The 21397-nt window shown below is 67.6% G+C and carries 19 protein-coding genes and 1 riboswitch; of the genes, 9 read left to right on the top strand and 10 right to left on the bottom strand.

The window, feature by feature from the left end:
• The first annotated feature begins 144 nt into the window (after nucleotides 1–144).
• Nucleotides 145–1887 (top strand): serine protease, encoded by a 1743-nt coding sequence (locus tag V5734_RS07785; RefSeq protein ID WP_347312936.1) that lies wholly within the window; start codon nucleotides 145–147, stop codon nucleotides 1885–1887.
• Nucleotides 1888–1923: 36 nt separating this feature from the next.
• On the opposite strand, the gene V5734_RS07780 is transcribed toward V5734_RS07785, so the two are convergent.
• The 4 genes from V5734_RS07780 to metZ form a co-directional block, all read right to left on the bottom strand.
• Nucleotides 1924–3372 (bottom strand): TrkH family potassium uptake protein, encoded by a 1449-nt coding sequence (locus tag V5734_RS07780; protein WP_347313592.1) that lies wholly within the window; start codon nucleotides 3370–3372, stop codon nucleotides 1924–1926.
• Nucleotides 3373–3425: 53 nt separating this feature from the next.
• The gene (locus V5734_RS07775) at nucleotides 3426–4874 is read right to left on the bottom strand and encodes a TrkH family potassium uptake protein (protein WP_347312935.1); all 1449 of its coding nucleotides are present in this window, start codon (nucleotides 4872–4874) and stop codon (nucleotides 3426–3428) included.
• 121 nt (nucleotides 4875–4995) lie between these two features.
• A complete protein-coding gene (gene folE2, locus V5734_RS07770; RefSeq protein WP_347312934.1) occupies nucleotides 4996–6093 on the bottom strand; it encodes a GTP cyclohydrolase FolE2 in 1098 nt (365 codons plus the stop codon).
• Nucleotides 6094–6197: 104 nt separating this feature from the next.
• Entirely contained in the window at nucleotides 6198–7373 is a 1176-nt protein-coding gene (gene metZ / locus V5734_RS07765; RefSeq protein WP_347312933.1) for an O-succinylhomoserine sulfhydrylase, read from the bottom strand.
• Between the two features lie 45 nt (nucleotides 7374–7418).
• Nucleotides 7419–7496: riboswitch (SAM riboswitch) on the bottom strand.
• A 207-nt stretch (nucleotides 7497–7703) separates the two neighbouring features.
• Here metZ and V5734_RS07760 point away from each other — a divergent pair.
• The 3 genes from V5734_RS07760 (at nucleotide 7704) to V5734_RS07750 (ending at nucleotide 10812) form a co-directional block, all read left to right on the top strand.
• Entirely contained in the window at nucleotides 7704–7958 is a 255-nt protein-coding gene (locus V5734_RS07760; RefSeq protein ID WP_347312932.1) for a hypothetical protein, read from the top strand.
• A gap of 85 nt (nucleotides 7959–8043) precedes the next feature.
• Nucleotides 8044–8745 carry a glutathione S-transferase N-terminal domain-containing protein gene (locus tag V5734_RS07755; RefSeq protein ID WP_347312931.1) on the top strand — a complete coding sequence of 234 codons (702 nt, stop codon included), beginning with the start codon at nucleotides 8044–8046 and terminating at the stop codon, nucleotides 8743–8745.
• Nucleotides 8746–8868: 123 nt separating this feature from the next.
• On the top strand, nucleotides 8869–10812 hold the full coding sequence (locus V5734_RS07750; protein WP_347312930.1) for a hypothetical protein: 1944 nt from the start codon (nucleotides 8869–8871) through the stop codon (nucleotides 10810–10812).
• 39 nt (nucleotides 10813–10851) lie between these two features.
• On the opposite strand, the gene V5734_RS07745 is transcribed toward V5734_RS07750, so the two are convergent.
• From V5734_RS07745 to ftsY, 3 genes are all read right to left on the bottom strand, one after another.
• A complete protein-coding gene (locus V5734_RS07745; RefSeq protein ID WP_347312929.1) occupies nucleotides 10852–11454 on the bottom strand; it encodes an inner membrane-spanning protein YciB in 603 nt (200 codons plus the stop codon).
• Between the two features lie 5 nt (nucleotides 11455–11459).
• Nucleotides 11460–12359 carry an EamA family transporter gene (locus V5734_RS07740; RefSeq protein ID WP_347312928.1) on the bottom strand — a complete coding sequence of 300 codons (900 nt, stop codon included), beginning with the start codon at nucleotides 12357–12359 and terminating at the stop codon, nucleotides 11460–11462.
• A gap of 64 nt (nucleotides 12360–12423) precedes the next feature.
• Complete coding sequence (gene ftsY / locus V5734_RS07735) at nucleotides 12424–13749, bottom strand: signal recognition particle-docking protein FtsY (protein ID WP_347312927.1); 1326 nt, start codon at nucleotides 13747–13749, stop codon at nucleotides 12424–12426.
• A gap of 260 nt (nucleotides 13750–14009) precedes the next feature.
• On the opposite strand from ftsY, the gene V5734_RS07730 reads away from it, so the two are divergent.
• Nucleotides 14010–15425: an alkane 1-monooxygenase gene (locus tag V5734_RS07730; RefSeq protein ID WP_347312926.1), complete on the top strand. Its 1416-nt coding sequence runs from the start codon at nucleotides 14010–14012 to the stop codon at nucleotides 15423–15425.
• 94 nt (nucleotides 15426–15519) lie between these two features.
• Nucleotides 15520–15924 (top strand): hypothetical protein, encoded by a 405-nt coding sequence (locus tag V5734_RS07725; RefSeq protein WP_347312925.1) that lies wholly within the window; start codon nucleotides 15520–15522, stop codon nucleotides 15922–15924.
• A 128-nt stretch (nucleotides 15925–16052) separates the two neighbouring features.
• On the opposite strand, the gene xseA is transcribed toward V5734_RS07725, so the two are convergent.
• Complete coding sequence (gene xseA / locus V5734_RS07720; protein ID WP_347312924.1) at nucleotides 16053–17555, bottom strand: exodeoxyribonuclease VII large subunit; 1503 nt, start codon at nucleotides 17553–17555, stop codon at nucleotides 16053–16055.
• 68 nt (nucleotides 17556–17623) lie between these two features.
• Here xseA and purD point away from each other — a divergent pair, with 68 nt between their 5' ends.
• Together purD and V5734_RS07710 are read left to right on the top strand one after the other, a co-directional pair.
• Nucleotides 17624–18889 (top strand): phosphoribosylamine--glycine ligase, encoded by a 1266-nt coding sequence (gene purD, locus V5734_RS07715; RefSeq protein WP_347312923.1) that lies wholly within the window; start codon nucleotides 17624–17626, stop codon nucleotides 18887–18889.
• A 3-nt stretch (nucleotides 18890–18892) separates the two neighbouring features.
• Complete coding sequence (locus V5734_RS07710) at nucleotides 18893–19780, top strand: bestrophin family protein (RefSeq protein ID WP_347312922.1); 888 nt, start codon at nucleotides 18893–18895, stop codon at nucleotides 19778–19780.
• 1 nt (nucleotide 19781) lies between these two features.
• On the opposite strand, the gene V5734_RS07705 is transcribed toward V5734_RS07710, so the two are convergent.
• On the bottom strand, nucleotides 19782–20456 hold the full coding sequence (locus V5734_RS07705) for an FG-GAP repeat domain-containing protein (protein ID WP_347312921.1): 675 nt from the start codon (nucleotides 20454–20456) through the stop codon (nucleotides 19782–19784).
• A gap of 95 nt (nucleotides 20457–20551) precedes the next feature.
• Nucleotides 20552–20875, bottom strand: a complete 324-nt coding sequence (locus V5734_RS07700; RefSeq protein WP_347313591.1) for a 2Fe-2S iron-sulfur cluster-binding protein — start codon at nucleotides 20873–20875, stop codon at nucleotides 20552–20554.
• 113 nt (nucleotides 20876–20988) lie between these two features.
• On the opposite strand from V5734_RS07700, the gene V5734_RS07695 reads away from it, so the two are divergent.
• Complete coding sequence (locus V5734_RS07695) at nucleotides 20989–21378, top strand: OB-fold nucleic acid binding domain-containing protein (RefSeq protein ID WP_347312920.1); 390 nt, start codon at nucleotides 20989–20991, stop codon at nucleotides 21376–21378.
• Nucleotides 21379–21397 lie beyond the last annotated feature (19 nt).

The following is a 21397-nucleotide window of genomic DNA, read 5'->3' as shown; positions in this document are numbered from 1 at the left end:
AAGCGGAAAAGCGCGTTCTCAATAGGCAACAGCCGCGGGGCGGTCAATCGGCCCACGGGCGATTGTGGCGTGACGCCGCGCACCATCCTGCTAGGTTCGGCGGCGGATTCGCGACGACAGGAAACGGCGGAAGGGTTTTTGCGCATGCGGTTGGCGGCAATTCTATTCGGACTGGCGGTCTGGCTCGGTCTGGCCGGGGCGGTTCAGGCCCAGAACCAGGTCTGGGTCCAGATCGAAGCGCAGCCCTCCTTGCGCGAGGGCGAGGAGCGCGCGCGGGCCTATGCCGGCGTCTTTCCCAATGTCGGCGGCTTCGTCATGAACACCGGCTGGTATGCGATCGTGCTCGGACCCTATTCGCCCGACGAGGCCAACCGCCAGTTGCAGGTCCTGAAGGGCGAGCGGCTTATCCCGGCCGACAGCTACATCGCCTTCGGCAACCGGTTCGGGCGGCAGTTCTGGCCGGTCGGCGCGGCGGCCGCGACGCCGAGCCCGACCGCCCCTGCGGCGGAGACGGCGACCGCCCTGCCCATCCCCGCCCCGACACCGACAGACGAAACGCCCGCCGAGGCACGGCGGTCCGAGGCGCTCCTGACGGCCGAGGAGCGTCAGATGCTGCAACGCGCGTTGCAATGGGACGATTTCTATGCCGGCGCCATCGACGGCGCTTTCGGCGCGGGCACCCGCCGGTCGATGGCGGCCTGGCAGGCCGCGCAGGGCTACGAACAGACCGGCATCCTGACCACCGCCCAGCGGGCCGAGCTTGTCGGCCACTACGAGAGCGAACGCGCCGCCCTTGGCCTTGAAACCCTGACCGAGACCGAGGCCGGGATCGAGATCACCTACCCCGCCGCCCTGATCGAATTCGACCGCTACGCCCCGCCCTTCGTCCATTTCCGCGAAAAGAACGGGTCCGGGTTCCGGATGCTCCTGATCTCGCAAAAGGGCGATCAGGCGGCGCTCACGGGGCTTTACGACATCATGCAGACGCTGGAGATCGTCCCGGTCGCGGGCGAACGCCAGCTGAACCGGACGAGCTTCGTCCTCAGCGGCAAGAACGACCGGTTGCAATCGCATACCGAGGCGCAGCTTTCGGGCGGGCTCATCAAGGGGTTCACCCTGGTCTGGAAGCCCGAGGACGGCGCGCGGGCGGTCAGGGTGCTTGCGGCGATGAAGGCGGGGTTCCGGTCTCTCGGCGACGAGGCGCTCGACGAAGGGCTCGGCCAGCCCCTGTCGGTCGATCATGCGGATCTCGTCTCCGGGCTCGAAGTGCGGCGGCCGGTTCTCTCACGGTCGGGGTTCTGGCTTGACGCGGCTGGGCTCGTCGCGACGACGGATGCGGTGCTCGACAATTGCGCCCGGATCACGCTCGACGGCGACTACGAGGCGGACGTGACGCTGCGCGACGCGGGCCTTGGGCTGGCGGTCCTGAAGCCGCGCGACGCGCTTGCGCCGCGCGCTCATGCCCGGCTCGAAAGCGGCAGGGTGCGGATCAACTCCGAGATCGCCGTCGCGGGCTTTTCCTACGAGGATGCGCTCGACAGCGCAGTCCTGAGCTTCGGCACGCTCGCCGACACGAAGGGCCTTGAGGGAGAGGTCGACCGCGCCCGGCTCGCCGTCACCACGCGGGCCGGCGACGCGGGCGGCCCGGTCATCAGCACCAGCGGCGCGGTGATCGGGATGCTCCTGCCCCGGGACACGGCCGATGGCCGGGTGCTGCCCTCCGATGTCGGCTTCGCCTTGCCGGCGGAGACGATCACCGGCGCGCTTCAGGCGGCGGGACTTGCGGCGGCCGAACCGGCCTCCGCCGAGGCTGTGTCCACACTCGCGCCGGAAGACCTGACGACCCTGGGGCGCGACATGACCGTGCTCGTTTCCTGCTGGCGCTGACGCCCCGGGCAAGGCGGGGTCACGCCCGCCTTGCCGTCATGTCCGCCAGAACCGTGGCAGGAAGATCACCAGCACCACGAGAAGTTCCAGCCGGCCGAGAAGCATCGCGACGGTCAGGATCCACTTCGCCGTGTCGTTGATCGAGGCGAAATTGCCGGCCGGCCCGATGATGTCGCCAAGACCCGGACCGATATTGGCGATCGCCGTGGCCGCGCCCGAGATCGCGGTGACGAAGTCGAGCCCGGTCAGCGCCAGCGCCACCGAGATGAGGCCGAGGCTGACAATGAAGATCCCGAAAAAGGCCATGACCGAGGACATCACCTCCTCCGTGACCGGCTGGCCCTGATAGCGCGGGGTGAACAGGCCGTTCGGCGAGTGGATGCGGCGGATCTGGGCGCGAACCGAGGCGATCAACAACTGGTAGCGGAAGATCTTCACCGAACAGCAGGTCGATCCGGCGCAGCCGCCGATGAGACCGATGAAGAAGAAGAGCACGATCGGGAACGCGCCCCAGAGCTGGTAGTCGACGCTCGCATAGCCGGTCCCGGTGATGATCGAGGTGACGTTGAAGATCGCCTCGCGGAAGGCGTGCTCGAGATGATCGCCGTTGGCGAGGATCCGGTAGGCGGTGATGACCGCCACAAGCACCCCGATCGTCCACAGGAACGCCCGCACCTGCGGGTCGCGCAACATCGGCCCGGAGGTTCCGGCCAGCATCTGCACGTAGCGCACGAAGGGCAAGCTCGCGAGGACCATGAAGATCGAGGCGAGGTATTCCGGCACGCCCTGAAAGACCCCGAAAGACGCGTCCGAGGTCGAAAACCCCCCCGTGGACATCGTCGTCAGGGCATGGTTGATCGCTTCGAACCCGGTCATGCCGACGCTCATGTAGGCGACCGCGCACAGGATCGTCAGGCCGATATAGATGCCCATGATCTGCGACGCGATCTCGGCCGCGCGCGGCAGGACCTTGCCGCCGGTATCGAACGCCTCGGAGCGGAAGATCTGCATGCCGCCGACCCGGAGTTCGGGCAGGAAGACCATCGCCACGATGATGATCCCGATCCCGCCGAACCATTGCAGCATCGACCGCCAGAGCAGGAGGCCGGCCGGCAGATCCTCGAGGCCGACGAAGACGGTGGCCCCCGTCGTGGTCAGTCCCGACATCGCCTCGAAGACCGCATCCACCACCCGCGCACCGGTCGCGCCGAAGAGAAACGGCAAGGCGCCGAAAAGCGGCAATGCCACCCACACGCCGGTCGCCAGAAGGAAAGTCTGCTGAAGGCTCAGGCGTTCCCCGACGCCGTTGGCACAGGCGACGGCCATCAGCCCCCCGGTCAGGCAGGTGAGAATGGCGCTTTGCAAAAAGGCCGGCCAGTGGCCGTTCTCGGACGCGAAATCGAGCGCCATCGGAACCGACATCGTCGCGCCGAGAACCGCGGCCAGCAAGCCTATGACGTATCCGACGGGGCGCAGGTCGATCATGGCAGAGCCTTGGCGGCCATGTGCGGCAGTGTCAAGCGGATCGCCGGGCATGCTCAGTCCTGCCAGAAGCGCGGCAACAGGATCACCAGCACCGACAGAAGCGACAGCCGCCCCATGATCATCGCAAGGATCATCAGACCCTTCGCGACGTCGGGATAGTCGATGAACGTCCCGGTCGCGCCGACGAGGGGGCCGTAGCTGTAGCCGATATTGCCGATCGAGGTCCAGGACGCGAAAAGCGCCGATTCGAAGTCGACGCCGGTTTCGTCGATGAGGAGCGCGATGGCCCCGAAGGTCAGGATATAGGCGCCGAGATAGAGGACGATCGCGTCCATCGTGTCGGCATCGACCGTGCGCCCGGCATACCGCACCGGCGCGATCCGGTGCGGCGCGTGGATGCGGCGGACCTGCTCTGCCAGGGCACCGAACATGATCTGCACCCGGAAGACCGAGAGCCCGGCCGCGCTCGACCCCGAACAGGCGCCGATGACGCCGATCCACATCGCGACGATGATCGAGAACGATCCCCAGGCCGCGAAGTCGCCCGCGCCGAACCCCGTGCTCGACATGACCGAGACGAGATTGAAGAGCGATTCCCGAAACGCCGGCTCCAGCCCCTGATCGCTTGTCGCGAACCGCCATCCGGCAACGGCCAGCACCGCCACGGCGACCCAGGTCAGGTAGCCGCGCACCTGCACGTCGCGCCAGAGCGGGATCGCGCTGCCCCGGACCAGCTGGACATACCGGATGTAGGGGAAGCTGCCGAGCAGCATGAAGATCGCCGTCGCATAGTGGATCGACCCGGAATAGCCCGAGAATGACGCGGAGCGCGGGGAAAAACCGCCCGTGGCGATGGTGGCGAGGCCATGCGCCACCGCCTCGAAGGGCGGCATGCCGAGAAGGCCGTAGACCCCCATGCAGCTCGCGGTCAGCGCGACATAGACGAAGAACAATTCGCGCGCGATGTCGGTGGCGCGGGGCAACACCTTTCCGAACGTGTCGAAGCCCTCGGTGCGGAAGAACTGCATGCCGCCCACGCGCATCACCGGCAGGAAGATCATCGCGATGAAGGCGATGCCGAGCCCGCCGAGCCAGTTGAGCATGCCGCGCCAGAGGTTGACGCCCGCCGGCAGATCGTCGACGCCGACGAAGACCGAGGCGCCGGTCGTCGTGATGCCCGAAACGGCCTCGAAATACGCGTCGATGATCCGCACCTCGGGCGCGCCGATGACGAAGGGCAGCGCCCCGAACAACGGAACGAAGACCCAGATGCCGAGCGTCAGCAGGAAGGCCTGGCGCACCGAAAGGCTGCGCCCCGCACGGTTCTGGCAGGCAATGGCGGTGAGGCTTCCGGCAAGGACGCAGATGAGCGCCGACTGCGCGAAGGCTTCGGCGTTCGGATCACCGAGGAGGATGTCGGTCAGCAAGGGGACCAGCATCGCCAGCCCGAGCGCCGCGATGATGAGACCGATCACATATCCTACGGGGCGAAGGTCGACCATGCGGCAGGCTTCCCCTGCCCGCCGTGGACTGTCAAGCCGCTGGCACGCGCCATTGTCCGGACAGGATGAAAATCCGGGCCTGCACGGCGCGAACGGTCAGGCGGTCAGGTCGACGGGCCGCTCAGCCGGGCTTGTGGAGCGACGCGAAGAGCCGGGGATCGATGCTCTCGTCGGCGAAGGTCGGTCCTTCGGTCAGGATCGAAACGGCATCGTGGCTGTGCAGGCTTTCCTGATGACTCGCCACGATGCGGAAATCGCCGATGCGCGGCTCGGCCAGCAGGCGTTCGGCGAAGCTGCGCGCCGCGTCCTCGACGAAGATCGGGTTGGCGGCGTTGAGTTCGGCGAAGGCCTGTTCGTCCTCGCGCTTGACCATCACCTGCGTCTCGGTCGGCACCGCAGCGCGGGCGATGTCGATCAGATCCTCGTACCAAAGGCGTTTCGGCCCCTCCTCGACGACCGAGATCCGCGCGACGGAGCGCTGCGAATGCGGCGTGGCGAGCTGCCCGCGCGCCTGGCGGGCATGTTCGGACAGTTCCAGCGAGCACGGGCAGGTCGAGGAATAGACGTAGTCGAGATGGGTGATCCGCTTCTGCCGCCCCACCCTCTCCATCAGTTCGAGGGCAATGTCGTAATATTGCCAGCCGCTGAGCCCCGAGCGCAGGGAACTGACCCGGCCGGGAAAGGAGAACCGCATCATCAGCCGCGCGTCGACGCTGTCATGGTCCTTCTTGTAGTCGTCGAGCACCGCTTCGAGCACCGAGAAGGAAAACGTCCGCTCGGCATGGGCATAGAAGGACCGCATGATGCGGCTCATGTTGATGCCCTTCTTTTCGCCGATGAGGCTGACCGTTCCGGTGACCGAGGTCTCGAGCGTGATGTCGCCGCCATCGCGGGTATGGAAGCGGATCGGCAGGCGGAAGTTGGAGATGCCGACATGCTGGATCGGTGCCTGCGCACCGACGATCAGGCTCGACGGGCCATTCTGGAGATCGGGCATCGAGGCGCGATAGGTTGCGTCCGGCGTGAAGTTCTCCGGGTAGGTTCTTGACAGATCCGGATAATTTCCGACCTCGCGCCCGGGCAGAAGCCGCGCGATGGCCGGGTCGAGCCGCGCGACCTCGCTCGGATCCGCGCTCTCGGCCCAGCGGCGCAGCGTTGCCAACGCCGCTTCCGCCTCGTCCCGGTTCGGGTCCCGGTCGATATCGCCCACGAAGTTCATGGCACGCTCCTAGAAGTTCCGGGCCGCGCCCGGACAGCCCATTATGTGGGATCGCCCGGCCGCTTGTCCAATCTTACGCGGTATCCCGTGACGATTCCACGACTTCAGACCGCGTCGAGCGCCTTTCGCAAGTCGGCGAGCAGGTCCCCGATATCCTCGATCCCGACCGACAGGCGCACCAGTCCCGGTGTGATACCCAGAAGCACCTTCTGCTCCGCCGGCAGGCGTTGATGGGTGGTCGTGGCCGGATGGGTGATGATCGACTTCGCATCACCGAGATTGTTGGAAATCATCACGATTTCCAAGGCGTTGAGGAAGCGGAACGCGCCCTCCTGCCCGCCTGCGACCTCCAGCGTCACGACGGTGCCGCCCGCCCCCATCTGGTCCATCGCGATCCGGTGTTGGGGATGGCCCGGAAGGCCGGGATAGATCACCCGCGACAGCTTCGCATGACCCGACAGCGTCTCGGCGATGGCTTGCGCGTTGGCGGCCTGCGTCCGGACCCGGAGGTCGAGAGTCTCCATCCCCTTCAGCATCACCCAGGCGTTGAACGGCGAAAGCGCCGCGCCGGTATGCTTGAGATAGGGTTCCAGCACCTTGCGGATGTAGTTCTTCGTGCCGCAGACGACCCCCCCGAGACAGCGGCCCGACCCGTCGATATGCTTCGTCGCCGAATAGACGACGACATCCGCGCCAAGCGCCACGGCCTTCGAGAAGGTCGGCGTCGCGAAGACGTTGTCGACGATCACGGTCGCGCCCTTCTCGTGGGCGATCTCGGCCACCGATTTCACGTCGATCACTTCCAGCGTCGGGTTCGACACCGATTCGAGGAAGACGGCCCTGGTGCCGTCGCGCATCGCCGCGCGCCACTGGTCCAGATCCGTGCCGTCGACGAGCGTCACCTCGACACCGAAACGGCCGAGGATTTCAAGGACATAGAGGCAAGATCCGAAGAGCGCCCGCGCGGCGACGACGTGATCGCCCGCCTTCAGCAACGCGGTCAGCGCGCCATTGACCGCCGCCATGCCGGACGCGGTCGCGAAGGCGTCCTCGGTCCCCTCGATCGCGGCCATGCGTTCTTCGAACATGCGCACCGTGGGGTTACCATAGCGGGCATAGATGAACTCGTCGGGCCCGGCCTCGATGAACCGCGCCTCGGCCTCCTCGGCGCTCTCGTAGACGAAGCCCTGGGTCAGGAAGATCGCCTCCGACATCTCGCCATACTGGCTGCGGCGGGATCCGGAATGCACCAGTTTCGTGCGCGTTTTCCACTCTGTCATGGCCGTTCCTCCGGCAACAAAAAACCCCCACCGGAACAGGTGGGGGCACGGGTGCCTCCAACCTCTTTAGCGGCATGTTTAACGTGGCCCGCAATCCGGTAACAAATCGCCACACCTCATGCGATAGCGCGAAGTGCGGGCGGGGTCAACCGGGTCTCTCGGCCGCGACGTCGGCGCCCGCGCGGCGGGATGGTATTGAGCACATTCGGCGACAGGCCGGATTGCGCGCAACGTTGGCGCTATCTGCCGCGCGGGCGGGACGGCCCGCCCCTTGCGATACAAACGGAATCACGCTCAACTGCCCCTCCCCGCCGCCGGAGAGACTTCGCCATGCACCGCCCCGCCGCCGCCGTCCTTTTTGCCCTCGCCGCCTGTACCGCCCCCGTCCCGTCCCCAACGACCCCGCCGATCGACGAGATCAAGATCGGCCCGGAGACCTACCCGATCGAGGCGGGCGATAGCGGAATCTGGCGGATCAAGATCGACGGTCATCCGGTGACCTGCGCGCAACCGACCCGGGACGCTTGCTACTGGTCGGCCCGGCACTATCTGACCGCGCAGGAACTGCTCGACGATCTTGGCTGAGACCCCCTGTGCGCTCCTGCACATTGCGGATCGTCCGGTCCGAACCGAAATGGTTTGGGATCGAGGCCCGCAAAAAGGACAGGACATGACCAAGCCCATCGAGCTTTACTACTGGCCGACGCCGAATGGCTGGAAGATCTCCATCGCGCTGGAGGAGATGGGCCTTCCTTACAATCTCCACCTTGTGAATATCGGCTCAGGGGAGCAGTTCCGCCCGGATTTCCTGAAGATCGCGCCCAACAACCGGATGCCGGCGATCATCGACCCCGAAGGGCCGGACGGTCAGCCGATCTCGATCTTCGAAAGCGGCGCAATCCTGCAATACCTCGCCCGCAAGACCGGCCGCTTCTACGGAGAGACGGAGCGCGACAGGGTCGCGGTCGACCAGTGGCTGATGTGGCAGATGGGCGGGGTCGGGCCGATGGCCGGACAGGCGCATCATTTCCTCAAATACGCGCCGTCGCTCGAACCGCCGCAGGACCTGACCTACGCCAAGGACCGGTACCGGGCCGAGGTGGCGCGGCTTTACAGCGTGCTTGACCGGCAGCTTTCCCGGCACCGCTACGTGGCGGGCAGCTTCTATTCCATCGCCGACATGGCGATCTGGGGCTGGGCCTCGCTCTGGGAAGGCCAGCAGCAGACGCTGGATGACAAGCCGAACCTGAAGCGCTGGCTCGATGACGTGGGCAGCCGCCCGGCTGTGCAGCGCGGCCGCGCGCTCGCCGCCGAGCGGCGGTCGAACCTGCAAGACGACCGCAAGGCGCAGGAGCTTCTCTTCCGCCGCTGACCGGACCCGCGACCGTCGGCAGCTTGCCGCGCCGTTTGACCCGCGCGATTGACAGGGCGGATAATTTCGCCCTCTAATGCGATTTTGGTCCTATCCCCACGGTGGCTTAACGGGGGGCATACCGTGTTTCTTCCGATCGCTTTCTTCGTCGCGAACCTTCTGCTGCCCGGCGCCTGGATTGCCTTCTCATCGCTCTTCGCCCGCTTCGACGGCTGGACGCGCCTCTTGTTCTCTGCCGGCTTCTCGATCGGCGTGGCGAGCGCGGAATACGAAGTCCTGCGGGCCTTCGGCGCCGGTTCGGACGAAGCCGTTCGACTGCTGGCGATCCTCAACCTTCCCGCGCTCATCCTGATCTGGCGGGCGAGGCAGGGATTTACCTGGCCCGGAACCGCGCGGGCCGCCGCGATCCTTTTCGCATTGGCGCTGCCCATCGTCTTCCTCGCCCTCGTCTTCGCCGGGGCCGACGAAAAGGCATTCTGGGGCCATGCCTGGCTGCACACGGACATGATCTATGCGCTGCGCGACCACCCCTTCGCGCCCGAGGAACGGCAACTGGCGGGGCTGACCTCCACCTATCCGTGGTTCGGCCACCTCTTCTTCCTGATCCAATCGACGGCGCTCGACCTCTCGCCGCTGGAATCCTTCACCTGGATCAATCTCGTGCTCGCCGGGCTTTACGGCGGCTTCGCGATGGCCTGCGTCAAACGGCTTGGCGGAGGTTTGCCGGCCACCCTCGCCGCGCCGTTTCTCTTCGCCTTCGCGGTCAATCCTGTCGGGGTTCTCGGCGGCAAGCTTCTTGCCGCGCTTGGCCCGGCCTTCGCGCGCTGGGGCTACCTTCTCGGCGATCCACGCTACGATTTCCTGCTGATCAAGCATATGCGGCTCAACCTCAACCAGGTCGCGATCACGCTTCTGGCCGGGCTGATCATCCTCGCGGTCGAGCCCCGCGGCACGGGGCGCGAGGCACGGTTGCAGGCATGGAGCCTTGCCGCAATGGTTACAGCGATCAGCCTCGCCTATCCGCTCTACCTGCCGGTCGCGCTGGGGATCGCGCTGGCCCGCGTCGTGGCGCTGACCGTGGTCAGCCCCGCGCCCGACCAGCCCGGCCGGGCAGCGGCCCTGCATCTGGCCGCTTATGCCGCCTTCGGCGCCTTCCTCGCCGCGCTCGTCGTCGTACTGCCGCTCGGCCCCCGGGCAACCGGCGTCGGGATGAGCCTTTCGGTGCCCGGCGCGATCTGGAGGAATGGCATCGCGATCGCGACGGCGGTGTCGCTGCCGGGGATCGCGGCTTTCTGGACCTGGCGGCGGCAGGGCGCCACGCGACCGCTCGCGACGACGGTCCTTCTTCTCTCGGCGCTCGGCTGCGCGATCCTCGCGGTCGGGCTCCATATCCCGAACAAGGATAACGAATACAAGTTCGTCCTCGCCGCAGGCGTCGTGCTCATGCCCTTTCTTTGCCTCGCGCTCGACCGCATCTTCAAAGGACTGCCGCGCGCGGGCGCCTGGACGGCAAGCGGCGCGCTGGTCGCGATCTGCCTCTACGGCGCCATCGATTCGGTCTCGCGGCGGTCGTTCGAACCGGAAACGGGGCCGGAAATACTGGCCTATCGCGGTCTTTTTCAGGATCTCGAACCAGCCGAGCCTTTGGCCGGGGCCCTTGCCGCGATCCGGCGCGACACGCCGGAGGATGCCGTACTGGTCGCGCCCGATACCGACCTGGAACTGTCGGTTTTGACGCTGCGGTCGCAATACGTGCCCTACGATCCGGCGCGCAAGCATCCCGGCCTGACCTTCCGCAACGACTTCCTTCTGGCCGATGTGAAAGGCTACGATGCGCGCCTAATCGCGGCGCGGCGCAAGGATGTCGTGACGCTCTACGATGGCAGGGACGACGCCGCGCGGGCACGGGTGCTCACCGATATCGCCCGGCTTGGCCGCGCCGTCGTCCTGCTGGTCGCGCCGGGGCGAAACGCGCGGCTCGCCGGCTGGCTTGCGCGTATGGGGCAGGGGCGGGGGGTCTTCCGGGACGACACCTACCTCGTCTGGCTGTTCCCGCCCGCGCGCTGAGGCGGGTGCCCCGCGCGGCAGCCCTCCACAAGGCCGCGATCAGCGGTCCTTGTCCTCGACCTCGTATTTCTTGAAGAGCCCGCCCTGCGCGAGGAAGAAGAGGAAGATCGCCGCCGTCAGGCCGAAGGTCTTGAAGTTGACCCAGGCCTGATCGGACATCGTCCGCCAGACCACCTCGTTGAGGACGGCAAGCCCGGCGAAGAACGCCGTAAGGCGTCGGGTCAGGATCATCCAGCCCTCGTGTTCGAGGGGCATCATCTCCTCCATCACCATGGCAAGGAAGGACTTGCCGCGCAGAAGGCCGAACCCGAGAATTCCGGCGAAAAGAAGATAGATGAGCGTCGGCTTCATCTTGAAGAACCGCTCGTCGTTGAACCAGACCGAGAGGCCGCCGAAGACGGTGACGAGGACCAGCGTGGCGATCTGCATCGGCGAAAGCTTCCCGGTCAGCCGCCAGAGGATCAGCGTCGAGAGGATCATCAGGGGCACGAAACCCGCTGTCGCCAGGATGAAGCCGCCATATTCGGTTCCGCCCAGGGTGACGGTGCGGTCCTTCAGCCGGGTGAACGCGATGAAGAAGGCGATCACCGGGCCGAGTTCCAGCCCGAGTTTCAGCCACGGATTGATCTTCCTGCCGGACATGCGCCCTACCCTGTCAGTTTCACGATGACCGCGCCCGCCGCGATCAGCGCCATCAATGTCAGCCGCCTCGGCCCGACCCGGTCGCCCAGCATGACCCAGGCGATCAGCGCCGCGAAGACCACCGAGGTCTCTCTCAGCACCGCCGCTTCGCCCACCCGGCCGATCCGCGTCGCCACGAGGATCGAGCCGAAGCTGAGATAGGCGACCACGGCGCCGATCACCCCGAGCTTCAACAGGGGCACGATCTCTGACGACGGCAGGCGCCGCCAGCGCCGCCTTGTATAGACCGGCATGAAGAGGCCGTCGATGAGGAAGAACCAGGCGAGGAAGGTGAAGGGATCGGCGGTCGCACGGATGCCGTAGGCGTCGTAGGTCGTGTAGGCCGCGACGAAGGCGCCGGTCACCACGGCCCAGCCCAGCGCGGGCACCATCGTCTCTCGGTCCACTGTCACGGTTCGCAGGTTGTAGACCGCGAACCCGAAGATCCCCGTCATCAGCACACCGACACCGGCCCATTGCCCGGCCGTGAAATGTTCGCCGAAGACGATGCCCGCGCCGATCACCGCGAAGAACGGCCCCGTGCCCCGCACGACCGGGTAGACGACGGCATAGGCACCGCGTTGATAGGTCATCGCCTGCGAGTACTTGTAGCCGGCATGGATCAGGAAGGCGCCCGCGAAGATCGGCCACATATGCGGCTCGGGCCAGGGCACGACGAAGAACGCGAAGGGGGCCGCCATCACCGTATAGGACGCGTCGATCGCCGCGCGCGAAAGCCAGGGATCGTGGCGGCCCTTCTGGAGCGCGCCGAAGAGCGCATGCAGGAAGGCCGCGAGCAGTGCGAGCGCCATCGCCAGCTGACGCCCCGCCTCGGTGCCTTCGAGCGATACGAGCCAGGCGCTCATTCCGGCCCCGCCGGAGCGCCGGGGCATTCAGGCAACGAAAACGTCCACGATCCCAATGGAACGATCACTCCGCCATCCCGACGAGGGCGCGCGCGAAATCCTCGGGGTCGAAGGGCGCAAGGTCGTCGATCTTCTCGCCCACGCCGATGGCATGGATCGGCAGGCCGAACCTGTCGGCGAGCGCGACGAGGACGCCGCCCTTTGCCGTGCCGTCGAGCTTGGTCATCACGAGACCCGAGACATCGGCGAGCTTGCGGAAGGTCTCCACCTGGCTCAGCGCGTTCTGGCCCGTCGTCGCGTCGAGGACGAGAAGCGTGTTGTGCGGTGCGTCCGGATCCTTCTTGCGGATGACGCGGACGATCTTCGCCAGTTCCTCCATCAAGTCCTGCCGGTTCTGCAAACGCCCGGCCGTGTCGATCATCAGAAGGTCGGCGCCCTCGGCTTGCGCCTTCGTCATCGCGTCGAAGGCAAGGCTTGCGGGATCGGATCCTTCCGGCGCGGTCATCACCGGCACCCCGGCACGGTCGCCCCAGACCTGAAGCTGTTCGACGGCCGCCGCGCGGAACGTGTCGCCCGCCGCGATCACCACCTTCTTGCCGGCGGCGCGGAACTGGCTCGCAAGCTTGCCGATCGTGGTGGTCTTGCCGGATCCGTTGACGCCGACGACAAGCACGACCTGCGGCCTGGTCTTGTAAAGCGGCATCGGTTTGGCGACCGGCTCCATGATCCGCGCGATCTCGGCGGCCAGAAGCCCCTTTATCTCGTCGACCGAAAGCTTCCGGCCCATCCGTCCTTCGGCGAGGTTGGCCGCGACCCGAAGCGCGGTGTCGACGCCCATGTCGGACTGGATCAGAAGCTCCTCGAGGCTTTCGAGCATCGCGTCGTCGAGCACCCGGCGCGGCGCGGCGGCGGCGCCCGGCCGCTTGAAGAGACGACCGAGGAAACCGGGACGTTCGGCCAGCGGCGCGTCTGAGACCGACATCGTCTCGCCGGGGATTTCCATCGGACCGGGCTCGGGCATCTCGGCCGGGGCCGGTTCCGGCATCTCGGCCGGCGCGGGCGGGGTTTCAACGGGCGGTTCGGCCGGGATCTCGGGCGCCGGGCGCGGGATCTCTGGCGATGCCGGCGCCGGCTCGGGCGCAGGCTCAGGTTCCGGCACGATCTCGGGCAGTGGTTCCGGCTCGGGCTCCGGCGCCGGGGCGGGAATCGGTTCGGGCTCCGGTTCCGGCCCAGGTTCGGGCCGTGGCGCGGGGATCGGCTCGCGCTCGGGCGCGGTCGCCTCGGCAAGCTCGTCCTCCGCCGCGCCCTCGGCGACGATCGCCTCCAGCCCCTCTTCGAGTTTCGAGGAGGATTTGAAGAGCTTGTCCTTGAGCTTCCTGAAGAGCGACATCGGCGGTCCCGGCTGATTGACCCTGCCCCTCACCTAGTCGTTTCGCGGCGGCGATGGAAGGGTCAGAGGCCGGATCGCGGCACCGGGCGGGTCCGCGGCTGCTGAAAACGAAGGGCATTCTTGCGGGGGCCATCCGCGCCGCCCCGTGACATGGCGGTCATGATCGCGCCATCCCCTCTGTCATTGCCAAGATTTTGCCTTGAATATCCCCTAATCTTCGATCCAGCCGACCTGACGGGACGAAGCGGGAGTTATACGCGGTGAGCAAGATCGAGCAATCGGACGACGCAGCGGCGCTGCGCGCGGTCATCTCGGCCCTTGAGGGCGGGGCGGAACCGTTCGAGGACACCGCCCCGCCACCGGAAAGCCGCGCGAAGCAGCCGCCGCATCTGCGCGTCGTGGCGCAGGAAGCGCCCGCCGAATCGGCCAAGGGGCGGGTCGTGCGACCGCGCCGTCCGCCGGCCCCGGCGGAGGGCACAAGCGCGCCGCGCGATCCCGACATCGCCGCGATCGTCGACGCGGCCGAGACAGCGACCGATGCGCCGGACGAGGCGGAGGCCGTCGCCGCCCTCGTTGCCGATGCCAGGCCCGGCCCCGACCTGAAGGCGAAGCTCGCCGAGGCCGGGGAACGCTGGCGTCCGTTGCGTCCGTATCTTCTCGCCACGCTCCTGCCGGTTCCGCTCCTCCTGCTCGCGGGCGGGTTTGGCGGTGTCTTCAGCCTTCTGGCGCTTCTCTGGATGACCGGTGTCCTCTTCGCGATCGACGAGATCGCCAAGCGGCGGGGGCTGAAAGGTCCGGCGCCGCTCGTGACCGAGATGGCCGACCGGCTGTCGGTCGTGCTCGCGGCGCTTCATTTCGGATTGCTCGTCTTCGCGGTCTGGGCCTTGTCAGGCGGCGCGGGCTTTGGCTTTTTCGGCTGGATCGCGACCTTCCTCGCCTTCGGGCTCTGGTTCGGGCAAGTGTCGAATTCCAATGCGCACGAACTGATCCACCGCTCCGACAAGCGGCTCTTCCGGCTGGGCATGTGGGTCTATATCTCGCTTCTCTTCGGTCATCACACTTCGGCCCACCGGCTGGTGCATCACCGTTTCGTCGCGACGACGGACGACCCGAACACCGCGGCCGAGGGTGAGAACTTCTACCTCTTCGCCGCCCGCGCCTGGCCGGGCGCCTTCGTCGCGGGATACGAGATGGAGGAGAACCTGCGCGCCAAGCGGGAGGCAGGCGGTCTCGGCAACCTCAACCCCTATACGATCTACATCGCCGGGGCGCTGGGGTTCGTCGGGCTGATGCTGACGCTCTTCGGCTTCGACGGGCTTCTGGCCTATCTCCTCCTGTGCGCCCATGCGCAGATGCAGCTCCTTCTGTCGGATTACGTCCAGCATTACGGTCTCCTGCGGCGGAAGATGCCGTCGGGTGCGACCGAGCCGGCGGGCCTGCAGCACAGCTGGGACGCGCCGCACCCGATGTCGGGGCTGATGATGCTGAACGCGCCGCGCCATGCCGATCACCATGCCCATCCCTCCCGGCCTTATACGGAGCTTCAGCTTTCGCCGGACGGACGGGCGCCGATCCTGCCCTATTCGCTGCCGGCGATGGCCACGATCGCGCTGATCCCGCACATCTGGTACCGGGTGATGCACCGCCCCCTCGCCCTTGTCCGCGCCAAGAGCTGAGCCGGACCCCGGCGCGAAACTCCCCGGCGGGGCTGGCCGGATGATGGGCGCTCTGGCATGCTGGGGCCGGAGATCACCTGATCGAGGAGTCCCGATGCGCAAGGCGGCCGCCCTTCTGAGCCTCTGTCTGGCCTTCCCCGCCGCAGGAGCGGAACCGGGCCCGCCGATGACGGCGGCGGAGTTCGACGCGGCGACGGTGGGGCGGACGCTCTACTACAATTCCGGCGGGCTTTCTTACGGGGTCGAGCAGTACCTGCCCGGCCGCAAGGTGATCTGGGCCTTCCTCGGCGACGATTGCCGCAAGGGCGAATGGTACGAGGACAGCGGCTTCATCTGCTTCGTCTACGAGGACAACCCCGATCCGCAATGCTGGACCTTCTTCGACACCGAGGACGGGCTGCTCGCGCGGTTTCGCGGCGATCCCTTCGGCCTGCCCCTGATCGCGGTCGAGGAGAGCCCCGAGCCGATGGCCTGCCTCGGGCCGAATGTCGGCGTCTGAGGGCGTTCGTCCCGCCGTCGGCGGGCCGACCCGCCGGGGGTTTCACCCCTTCGTCCATTGGTTCTCGAACCAATGGCGCACCAACGGACGACCCCCGGAGTATTTGGGAACAGAAGAAGAGTACGGGCCTAGAAGAGGCTGCCCTGATCGGTCGGCGGATCGGATTTCGCCCGCTTCGGTTTCGCGGTCGTGCCGGGCAGCGCCGGAACGCGGCCGTCATGAAACTCGATCTCGAGCGCGGCGGCGGTTTCGGCCGCGGCCTTCGTGGTGACGACGGCGCCGTCCGCCCGGACGACCGCATAGCCGCGTTTCAGGGTCTCGGTATAGCCGAGCGTCTGGCGGGTGCGGTCGAGGCTGGCGAGGCGGTCGGCGAGCGTGGCGAACCGCGTGGCTTGGGCGGCGGCAAGGCGGGCGGCGATCCGGTCGAGATCGGCGCGGCGGCGCGCGTTCTCGCGCACCGCATCGCGGGCAAGGCGCGCGACAGCAGGCGCCAGGCGGTCGGCGCGGTCCTTCAGGAAGCGCCGTTCGCGGGCGATGAAGCCGGTGAGGAGGCCGGGGTGGAGCCGGCCCGCCACGGTATTGAAGCCCGCGCGTTTGCGGGTGGCGGCGGCATGGAGCGCAGGGCCGAGCCGGTCGGACCAGAGGTCGTAGCGCTGACGGGCGGGGTCGAGGAGCGTTTCGGGCCGGCCGAGGGCGCGGGCGAGATCGGTCAGGCGCTGCCGCCGCGTGTCGGTCCGCTGCGCGATGGCGCGGGCAAGCCGCGCGCCCTGCTCGCCGGTCCAGGCGAGAAGGTCGATGCGGACCGGCACCGCTATTTCGGCCGCCGCCGTCGGTGTCGGCGCCCGGCGGTCGGCGGCATGGTCGATGAGGGTCGTGTCGGTCTCGTGCCCCACGGCGGAAATCAGCGGGATCGCGCTTTCGGCGGCGGCGCGGACGACGATTTCTTCGTTGAATCCCCAGAGATCTTCGAGCGATCCGCCGCCCCGCGCGACAATGAGAAGGTCGGGGCGCGGGATCGGGCCACCCTCGGGCAGCGCGTTGAAGCCCCGGATCGCGGCCGCGACCTCGGGGGCGCATTTCTCGCCCTGCACGGCGACGGGCCAGATCAGCACCCGGCGCGGGAAGCGGTCGCGCAGGCGATGCAGGATGTCGCGGATCACGGCGCCCGAAGGCGAGGTCACGACGCCGATCACCTCCGGGAGGTAGGGGATCGCCTGTTTGCGGGCCTCGGCGAAAAGCCCCTCGGCCGCGAGTGCGGCGCGGCGCTTTTCCAGCATCAGCATGAGGGCGCCCATGCCGGCAGGGGCGATATCCTCGACGATCAGCTGGTATTTCGACTGGCCGGGGAAGGTAGTCAGCCGTCCCGTGGCGATGATCTCCATCCCCTCTTCGGGCCGGACCGACAGCCGCACCGCCTGCCCTTTCCAGGACACGGCGGCGATGACCGAGCGGTCGTCCTTGAGGTCGAAATAGATGTGGCCGGAGGCGGGACGCGACACGCGCCCGATCTCGCCCCGGACGCGGACATGGCCGAACTCGCCCTCGATCACCCGCTTCACCGCGCCGGAGATTTCCGAGACGGTGAATTCGTGGGCATTGGCGCCGGGGCCGGTCTCTTCGAAGATGTCCATGGCTCGCCTTGTATCCGTTCGCCCCCGACCTTAGAACGCGGGAAACACGAGGCCAAGCGGGGGCGGCGATGAATATCCTTATCTTGGGCGGCGGCGGCCGCGAACATGCCCTGGCCTGGGCGGTCAAGCAGAACCCCAAATGCGACCGGCTGATCGTGGCGCCCGGGAATGCCGGGATCGCGATGCTGGCCGAATGCGCCGATCTCGACATCATGGACGGGGCGGCAGTGGTCGGTTTCGCCGAGGAGAACGCGGTGGATTTCGTCATCGTCGGCCCCGAGGCGCCGCTTGCCGCCGGGGTGGCGGATGCGCTGCGGGCCGCGGGGATCCTGACCTTCGGACCCTCGGCGGAGGCGGCGCGGCTCGAGGCGTCGAAGGCGTTCACCAAGGAAATCTGCGATGCTTGCGCCGCCCCCACGGCGGGCTATGCGCGGTTCACCGATCTTGCCGCCGCCGAGGCTCATGTGCGCCGAGAAGGCGCGCCGATCGTCATCAAGGCCGACGGGCTGGCGGCCGGCAAGGGCGTGATCGTCGCGATGACTCTGGATGAGGCGCTGGAGGGGCTGGCCGAGATCTTCGGCGGCGCCTTCGGAGCGGCGGGGGCGGAGGTCGTGATCGAGGAATTCATGGAGGGCGAGGAAGCCTCGCTCTTCGTTCTCTGCGACGGGACGGACGTGCTGTCCATCGGCACCGCGCAGGATCACAAGCGCGTCGGCGACGGCGATACCGGCCCGAATACCGGCGGAATGGGCGCCTATTCCCCGGCGCCGGTCCTGACCGACGCGGTGCTGAAACAGGCGATGGACGAGATCGTCAAACCGACCGTGGCCGAGATGGCGCGCCGCGGCACGCCGTTTCAGGGCGTGCTTTACGCAGGGCTGATGATCAAGGACGGCTGCGCCCGGCTCGTCGAATACAACGTCCGTTTCGGCGACCCGGAATGCCAGGTCCTGATGATGCGCCTCGGTGCGCAGGCCTTCGACCTGATCCATGCCTGCGCCGAAGGGCGGCTGGGTTCGGCGACCGCCAACTGGGCCGACGATCACGCGCTGACGGTGGTGATGGCGGCAGATGGCTATCCGGGCGCCTATGCCAAGGGATCGCAGATCCGGGGGCTGGAGGAACTGCCGGAGGATTCCGCGCACATGGTCTTTCATGCCGGGACCGCCGCGCGCGACGGGTCCATCGTCGCCTCGGGCGGGCGGGTGCTGAACGTCACGGCACGGGGGGCGACTCTGACCGAAGCACGGGACCGCGCCTATGCGATGGTGGACCGGATCGACTGGCCGGGCGGGTTCTGCCGCCGCGACATCGGCTGGCGGGCGCTTGGGTAAGCCATGATCCTCCGCGACAAGCCGCGCCTTTGGGAACTGCTCTTCGCGACGCGCGGGTCGATCATCCTGAAGATCCTGCCGCAAGTCGGAATCGTCGCGGCCTTCGCGCTCGCCGTCCTGCTCGTCGACCGCAACTGGCTGCAACTGACCCATCCGAACATCGCGCCCTTCACCGTCTTCGGTATCGCGCTGTCGCTCTTCCTCGGCTTTCGCAACAACGCCGCCTACGACCGCTGGTGGGAGGCGCGCAAGCTCTGGGGCCAGCTGATCGCCGACATGCGGGCGCTGGGGCGCGAGACGGACCTGTTCCTGACCGCGCAAGCCAGGCGGGAGCGGGTGTTGCGGCTGGCGCTCGCCTTCCTCCATCTGCACCGGGCGAACCTGCGCCGGACAGCGGACGGCAAGGCGGCGGAGTGGGTGGCCGACCTGCCGGACGGCCCGCATCCGCCCTGCGCCGCGCTCGACGCGATCGCGGTCGAACTGACCGGCGCCGCGCGGGACGGCACGCTCGACGGCTACGGGAAGCGGGCGCTCGCCCAGCGCCTTGCCGCCATCGCCTATGCGCAGGCGGGGTGCGAGCGGCTGGTGAACACGCCGCTGCCTTACGTCTATTCGCTGCTGATCTTCCGCACCGTCTGGCTCTACTGCCTGCTTCTGCCGCTCGGCCTGATCGACTCGGCGGGCTGGCTGACGCCGGTTTTCGCGGGGGTCGTCGCCTATGTCTTCTTCGGACTCGCCGAGGTGACAGAGGAACTCGGCCATCCCTTCGGCGCGACGCCGAACGGCCTGCCGCTCGACGCGATGTGCCGGACGGTGGAAATCTCGCTTGCCCCGCATCTCGGGCTGACGCCGCCCGAGCCGGTGACACCGGTGGATTATCTCCTGACCTGACTCAGTCGCAGCCCGACGGGCTGTCGAGGTCTTGCTTGTCGCGATAGGGGCCACGATGGCGGGAGGTCAGCCGGCCCTTGGCGAAGGTCGTCCCGACGATCCGGGTCCAGCCGGCATCGGCCGTGAGGATCGTCGGGCGACCGTCGCAGACCGCGATCCCGCCCTGGATGAAGGGATCGCCAAGGCGGTGATTGGTCAGGCCCTTCGCCTCGGCGACGGGGAGAAGGCGGTCGCCCGCGAGACGGACGATCTTCAGGGTCTTTCCCAGATGCGGGGTCTCGACATAGGCGATCTCGACCTGGCCGTCGTCATCGAGATCGGCGGCGCCAACGGGGGCAAGCCAGCGGAAGCGGCGGCCGATGAAGGGGGTGGCGGCGCGGCGGACAAGCCGGCCGTCGACGAGGCCCCAGACCGCGAGCCGCGCGCCCTGCCCTTCGTGGCTTTCGACGACGATGATCTCGTTCCCGCCATCCCCGTCGAGGTCGGCGAGCCGCGGTGCGGTATCCTCGAAGACGAGCGCATCGGGAATGCGGGCCGCGAGGCGCTGCCCGTCGGAGAGCCGGACCGTGAGGCGGGCATGCTCCACCGGATCGCCGAGCGCGCCATGCGGGTAACGGGTGGTGGGCTCGCCGTATTCGGCCGCGACGATATCCGCGGCGACGGAAGGTACGGCCATGCCGGTCGCGGCCAGCCAAAGGGCGACCGGTATCAGCGCGCGGCGGGCCTGCCGCCGCCACGGGCGCGACGATTGGCGCCGCGCCCCTGCCCGCATCAGATCTGCTTTTCGGGCATGAAGACCTTCAGCCCGTCGAGCGCCTCGGTCACCTTGATCTGGCAGGTCAGCCGCGAACGGACCGGATCAGGCTCATAGGCAAAGTCGAGCATGTCCTCTTCCATCGCGTCGCGCCCGGGAAGCTTCTCGACCCAGGCCGGATCGACATAGACATGGCAGGTCGAACAGGCGCAGGCGCCGCCGCAATCGGCCTCTATCCCCGGAATGCCGTTGTCGCGCGCGCCCTCCATTACGGTCAGCCCGTTCGGGACATCCACCACATGTTCGGTGCCGCCAAATTCCACGTAAGTGATCTTCGCCATGAGCCTGCCTTCGCCTTCGGTCTTCCGTCCGGCCGACATAGGCGAAATTTCCGGCATTTGCCAGAGCCGGGCGGCCCCTTGCGCGAAGTGGTGAATGTTCTATTATTGTTCTCATGCTGACCGATTATACCCCGCTCTCCGACTGGCCCCGCCCGCCCTCGGCGATCCCGCATGCACGGCTCGACGAGCCGCCCGGCGGGGCGCGGGTGACGGTGGCCGGGCTGGTTCTGGTGCGGCAGCGTCCGGGTACCGCGAAGGGCGTGACCTTCCTCACGCTGGAGGACGAGACCGGGGTGGCCAATGTCGTCATCTGGCGCAAGGTCTTCGAGCGGTTTCGCCGCGCCGTCGTCGCCGGCCGGCTTCTCAGGGTGACCGGCCGCCTCCAGCGCGACAGCGAGGTCGTCCATGTCGTCGCCGAACGGATCGAGGATATCACCGACATGCTCGATGAACTTCTCAAGCCCGGCTGCGGCCCAAAGGCCCGGATGGGCTGGACCACATAGTTCTGCCCTTTTCGTCAGA

The organism is Defluviimonas sp. SAOS-178_SWC, from assembly GCF_039830135.1.
In the GTDB taxonomy this organism is placed as follows: domain Bacteria; phylum Pseudomonadota; class Alphaproteobacteria; order Rhodobacterales; family Rhodobacteraceae; genus Albidovulum.
Note: the sequence above shows the minus strand (reverse complement) of the source record. Positions and strands in the feature narration are given on the sequence as shown.

Coding starts and splice junctions, on each gene's coding strand:
- V5734_RS07740 (WP_347312928.1), bottom strand. CDS start 12,359: ATGAGCGCCTGGCTCGTATCGCTCGAAGGCACCGAGGCGGGGCGTCAG.
- xseA (WP_347312924.1), bottom strand. CDS start 17,555: ATGGACATCTTCGAAGAGACCGGCCCCGGCGCCAATGCCCACGAATTC.
- V5734_RS07705 (WP_347312921.1), bottom strand. CDS start 20,456: ATGGCCGTACCTTCCGTCGCCGCGGATATCGTCGCGGCCGAATACGGC.
- V5734_RS07775 (WP_347312935.1), bottom strand. CDS start 4,874: ATGGTCGACCTTCGCCCCGTAGGATATGTGATCGGTCTCATCATCGCG.
- V5734_RS07745 (WP_347312929.1), bottom strand. CDS start 11,454: ATGTCCGGCAGGAAGATCAATCCGTGGCTGAAACTCGGGCTGGAACTC.
- V5734_RS07760 (WP_347312932.1), top strand. CDS start 7,704: ATGCACCGCCCCGCCGCCGCCGTCCTTTTTGCCCTCGCCGCCTGTACC.
- purD (WP_347312923.1), top strand. CDS start 17,624: ATGAATATCCTTATCTTGGGCGGCGGCGGCCGCGAACATGCCCTGGCC.
- V5734_RS07710 (WP_347312922.1), top strand. CDS start 18,893: ATGATCCTCCGCGACAAGCCGCGCCTTTGGGAACTGCTCTTCGCGACG.
- V5734_RS07785 (WP_347312936.1), top strand. CDS start 145: ATGCGGTTGGCGGCAATTCTATTCGGACTGGCGGTCTGGCTCGGTCTG.
- metZ (WP_347312933.1), bottom strand. CDS start 7,373: ATGACAGAGTGGAAAACGCGCACGAAACTGGTGCATTCCGGATCCCGC.
- ftsY (WP_347312927.1), bottom strand. CDS start 13,749: ATGTCGCTCTTCAGGAAGCTCAAGGACAAGCTCTTCAAATCCTCCTCG.
- V5734_RS07725 (WP_347312925.1), top strand. CDS start 15,520: ATGCGCAAGGCGGCCGCCCTTCTGAGCCTCTGTCTGGCCTTCCCCGCC.
- folE2 (WP_347312934.1), bottom strand. CDS start 6,093: ATGAACTTCGTGGGCGATATCGACCGGGACCCGAACCGGGACGAGGCG.
- V5734_RS07755 (WP_347312931.1), top strand. CDS start 8,044: ATGACCAAGCCCATCGAGCTTTACTACTGGCCGACGCCGAATGGCTGG.
- V5734_RS07780 (WP_347313592.1), bottom strand. CDS start 3,372: ATGATCGACCTGCGCCCCGTCGGATACGTCATAGGCTTGCTGGCCGCG.
- V5734_RS07700 (WP_347313591.1), bottom strand. CDS start 20,875: ATGGCGAAGATCACTTACGTGGAATTTGGCGGCACCGAACATGTGGTG.
- V5734_RS07695 (WP_347312920.1), top strand. CDS start 20,989: ATGCTGACCGATTATACCCCGCTCTCCGACTGGCCCCGCCCGCCCTCG.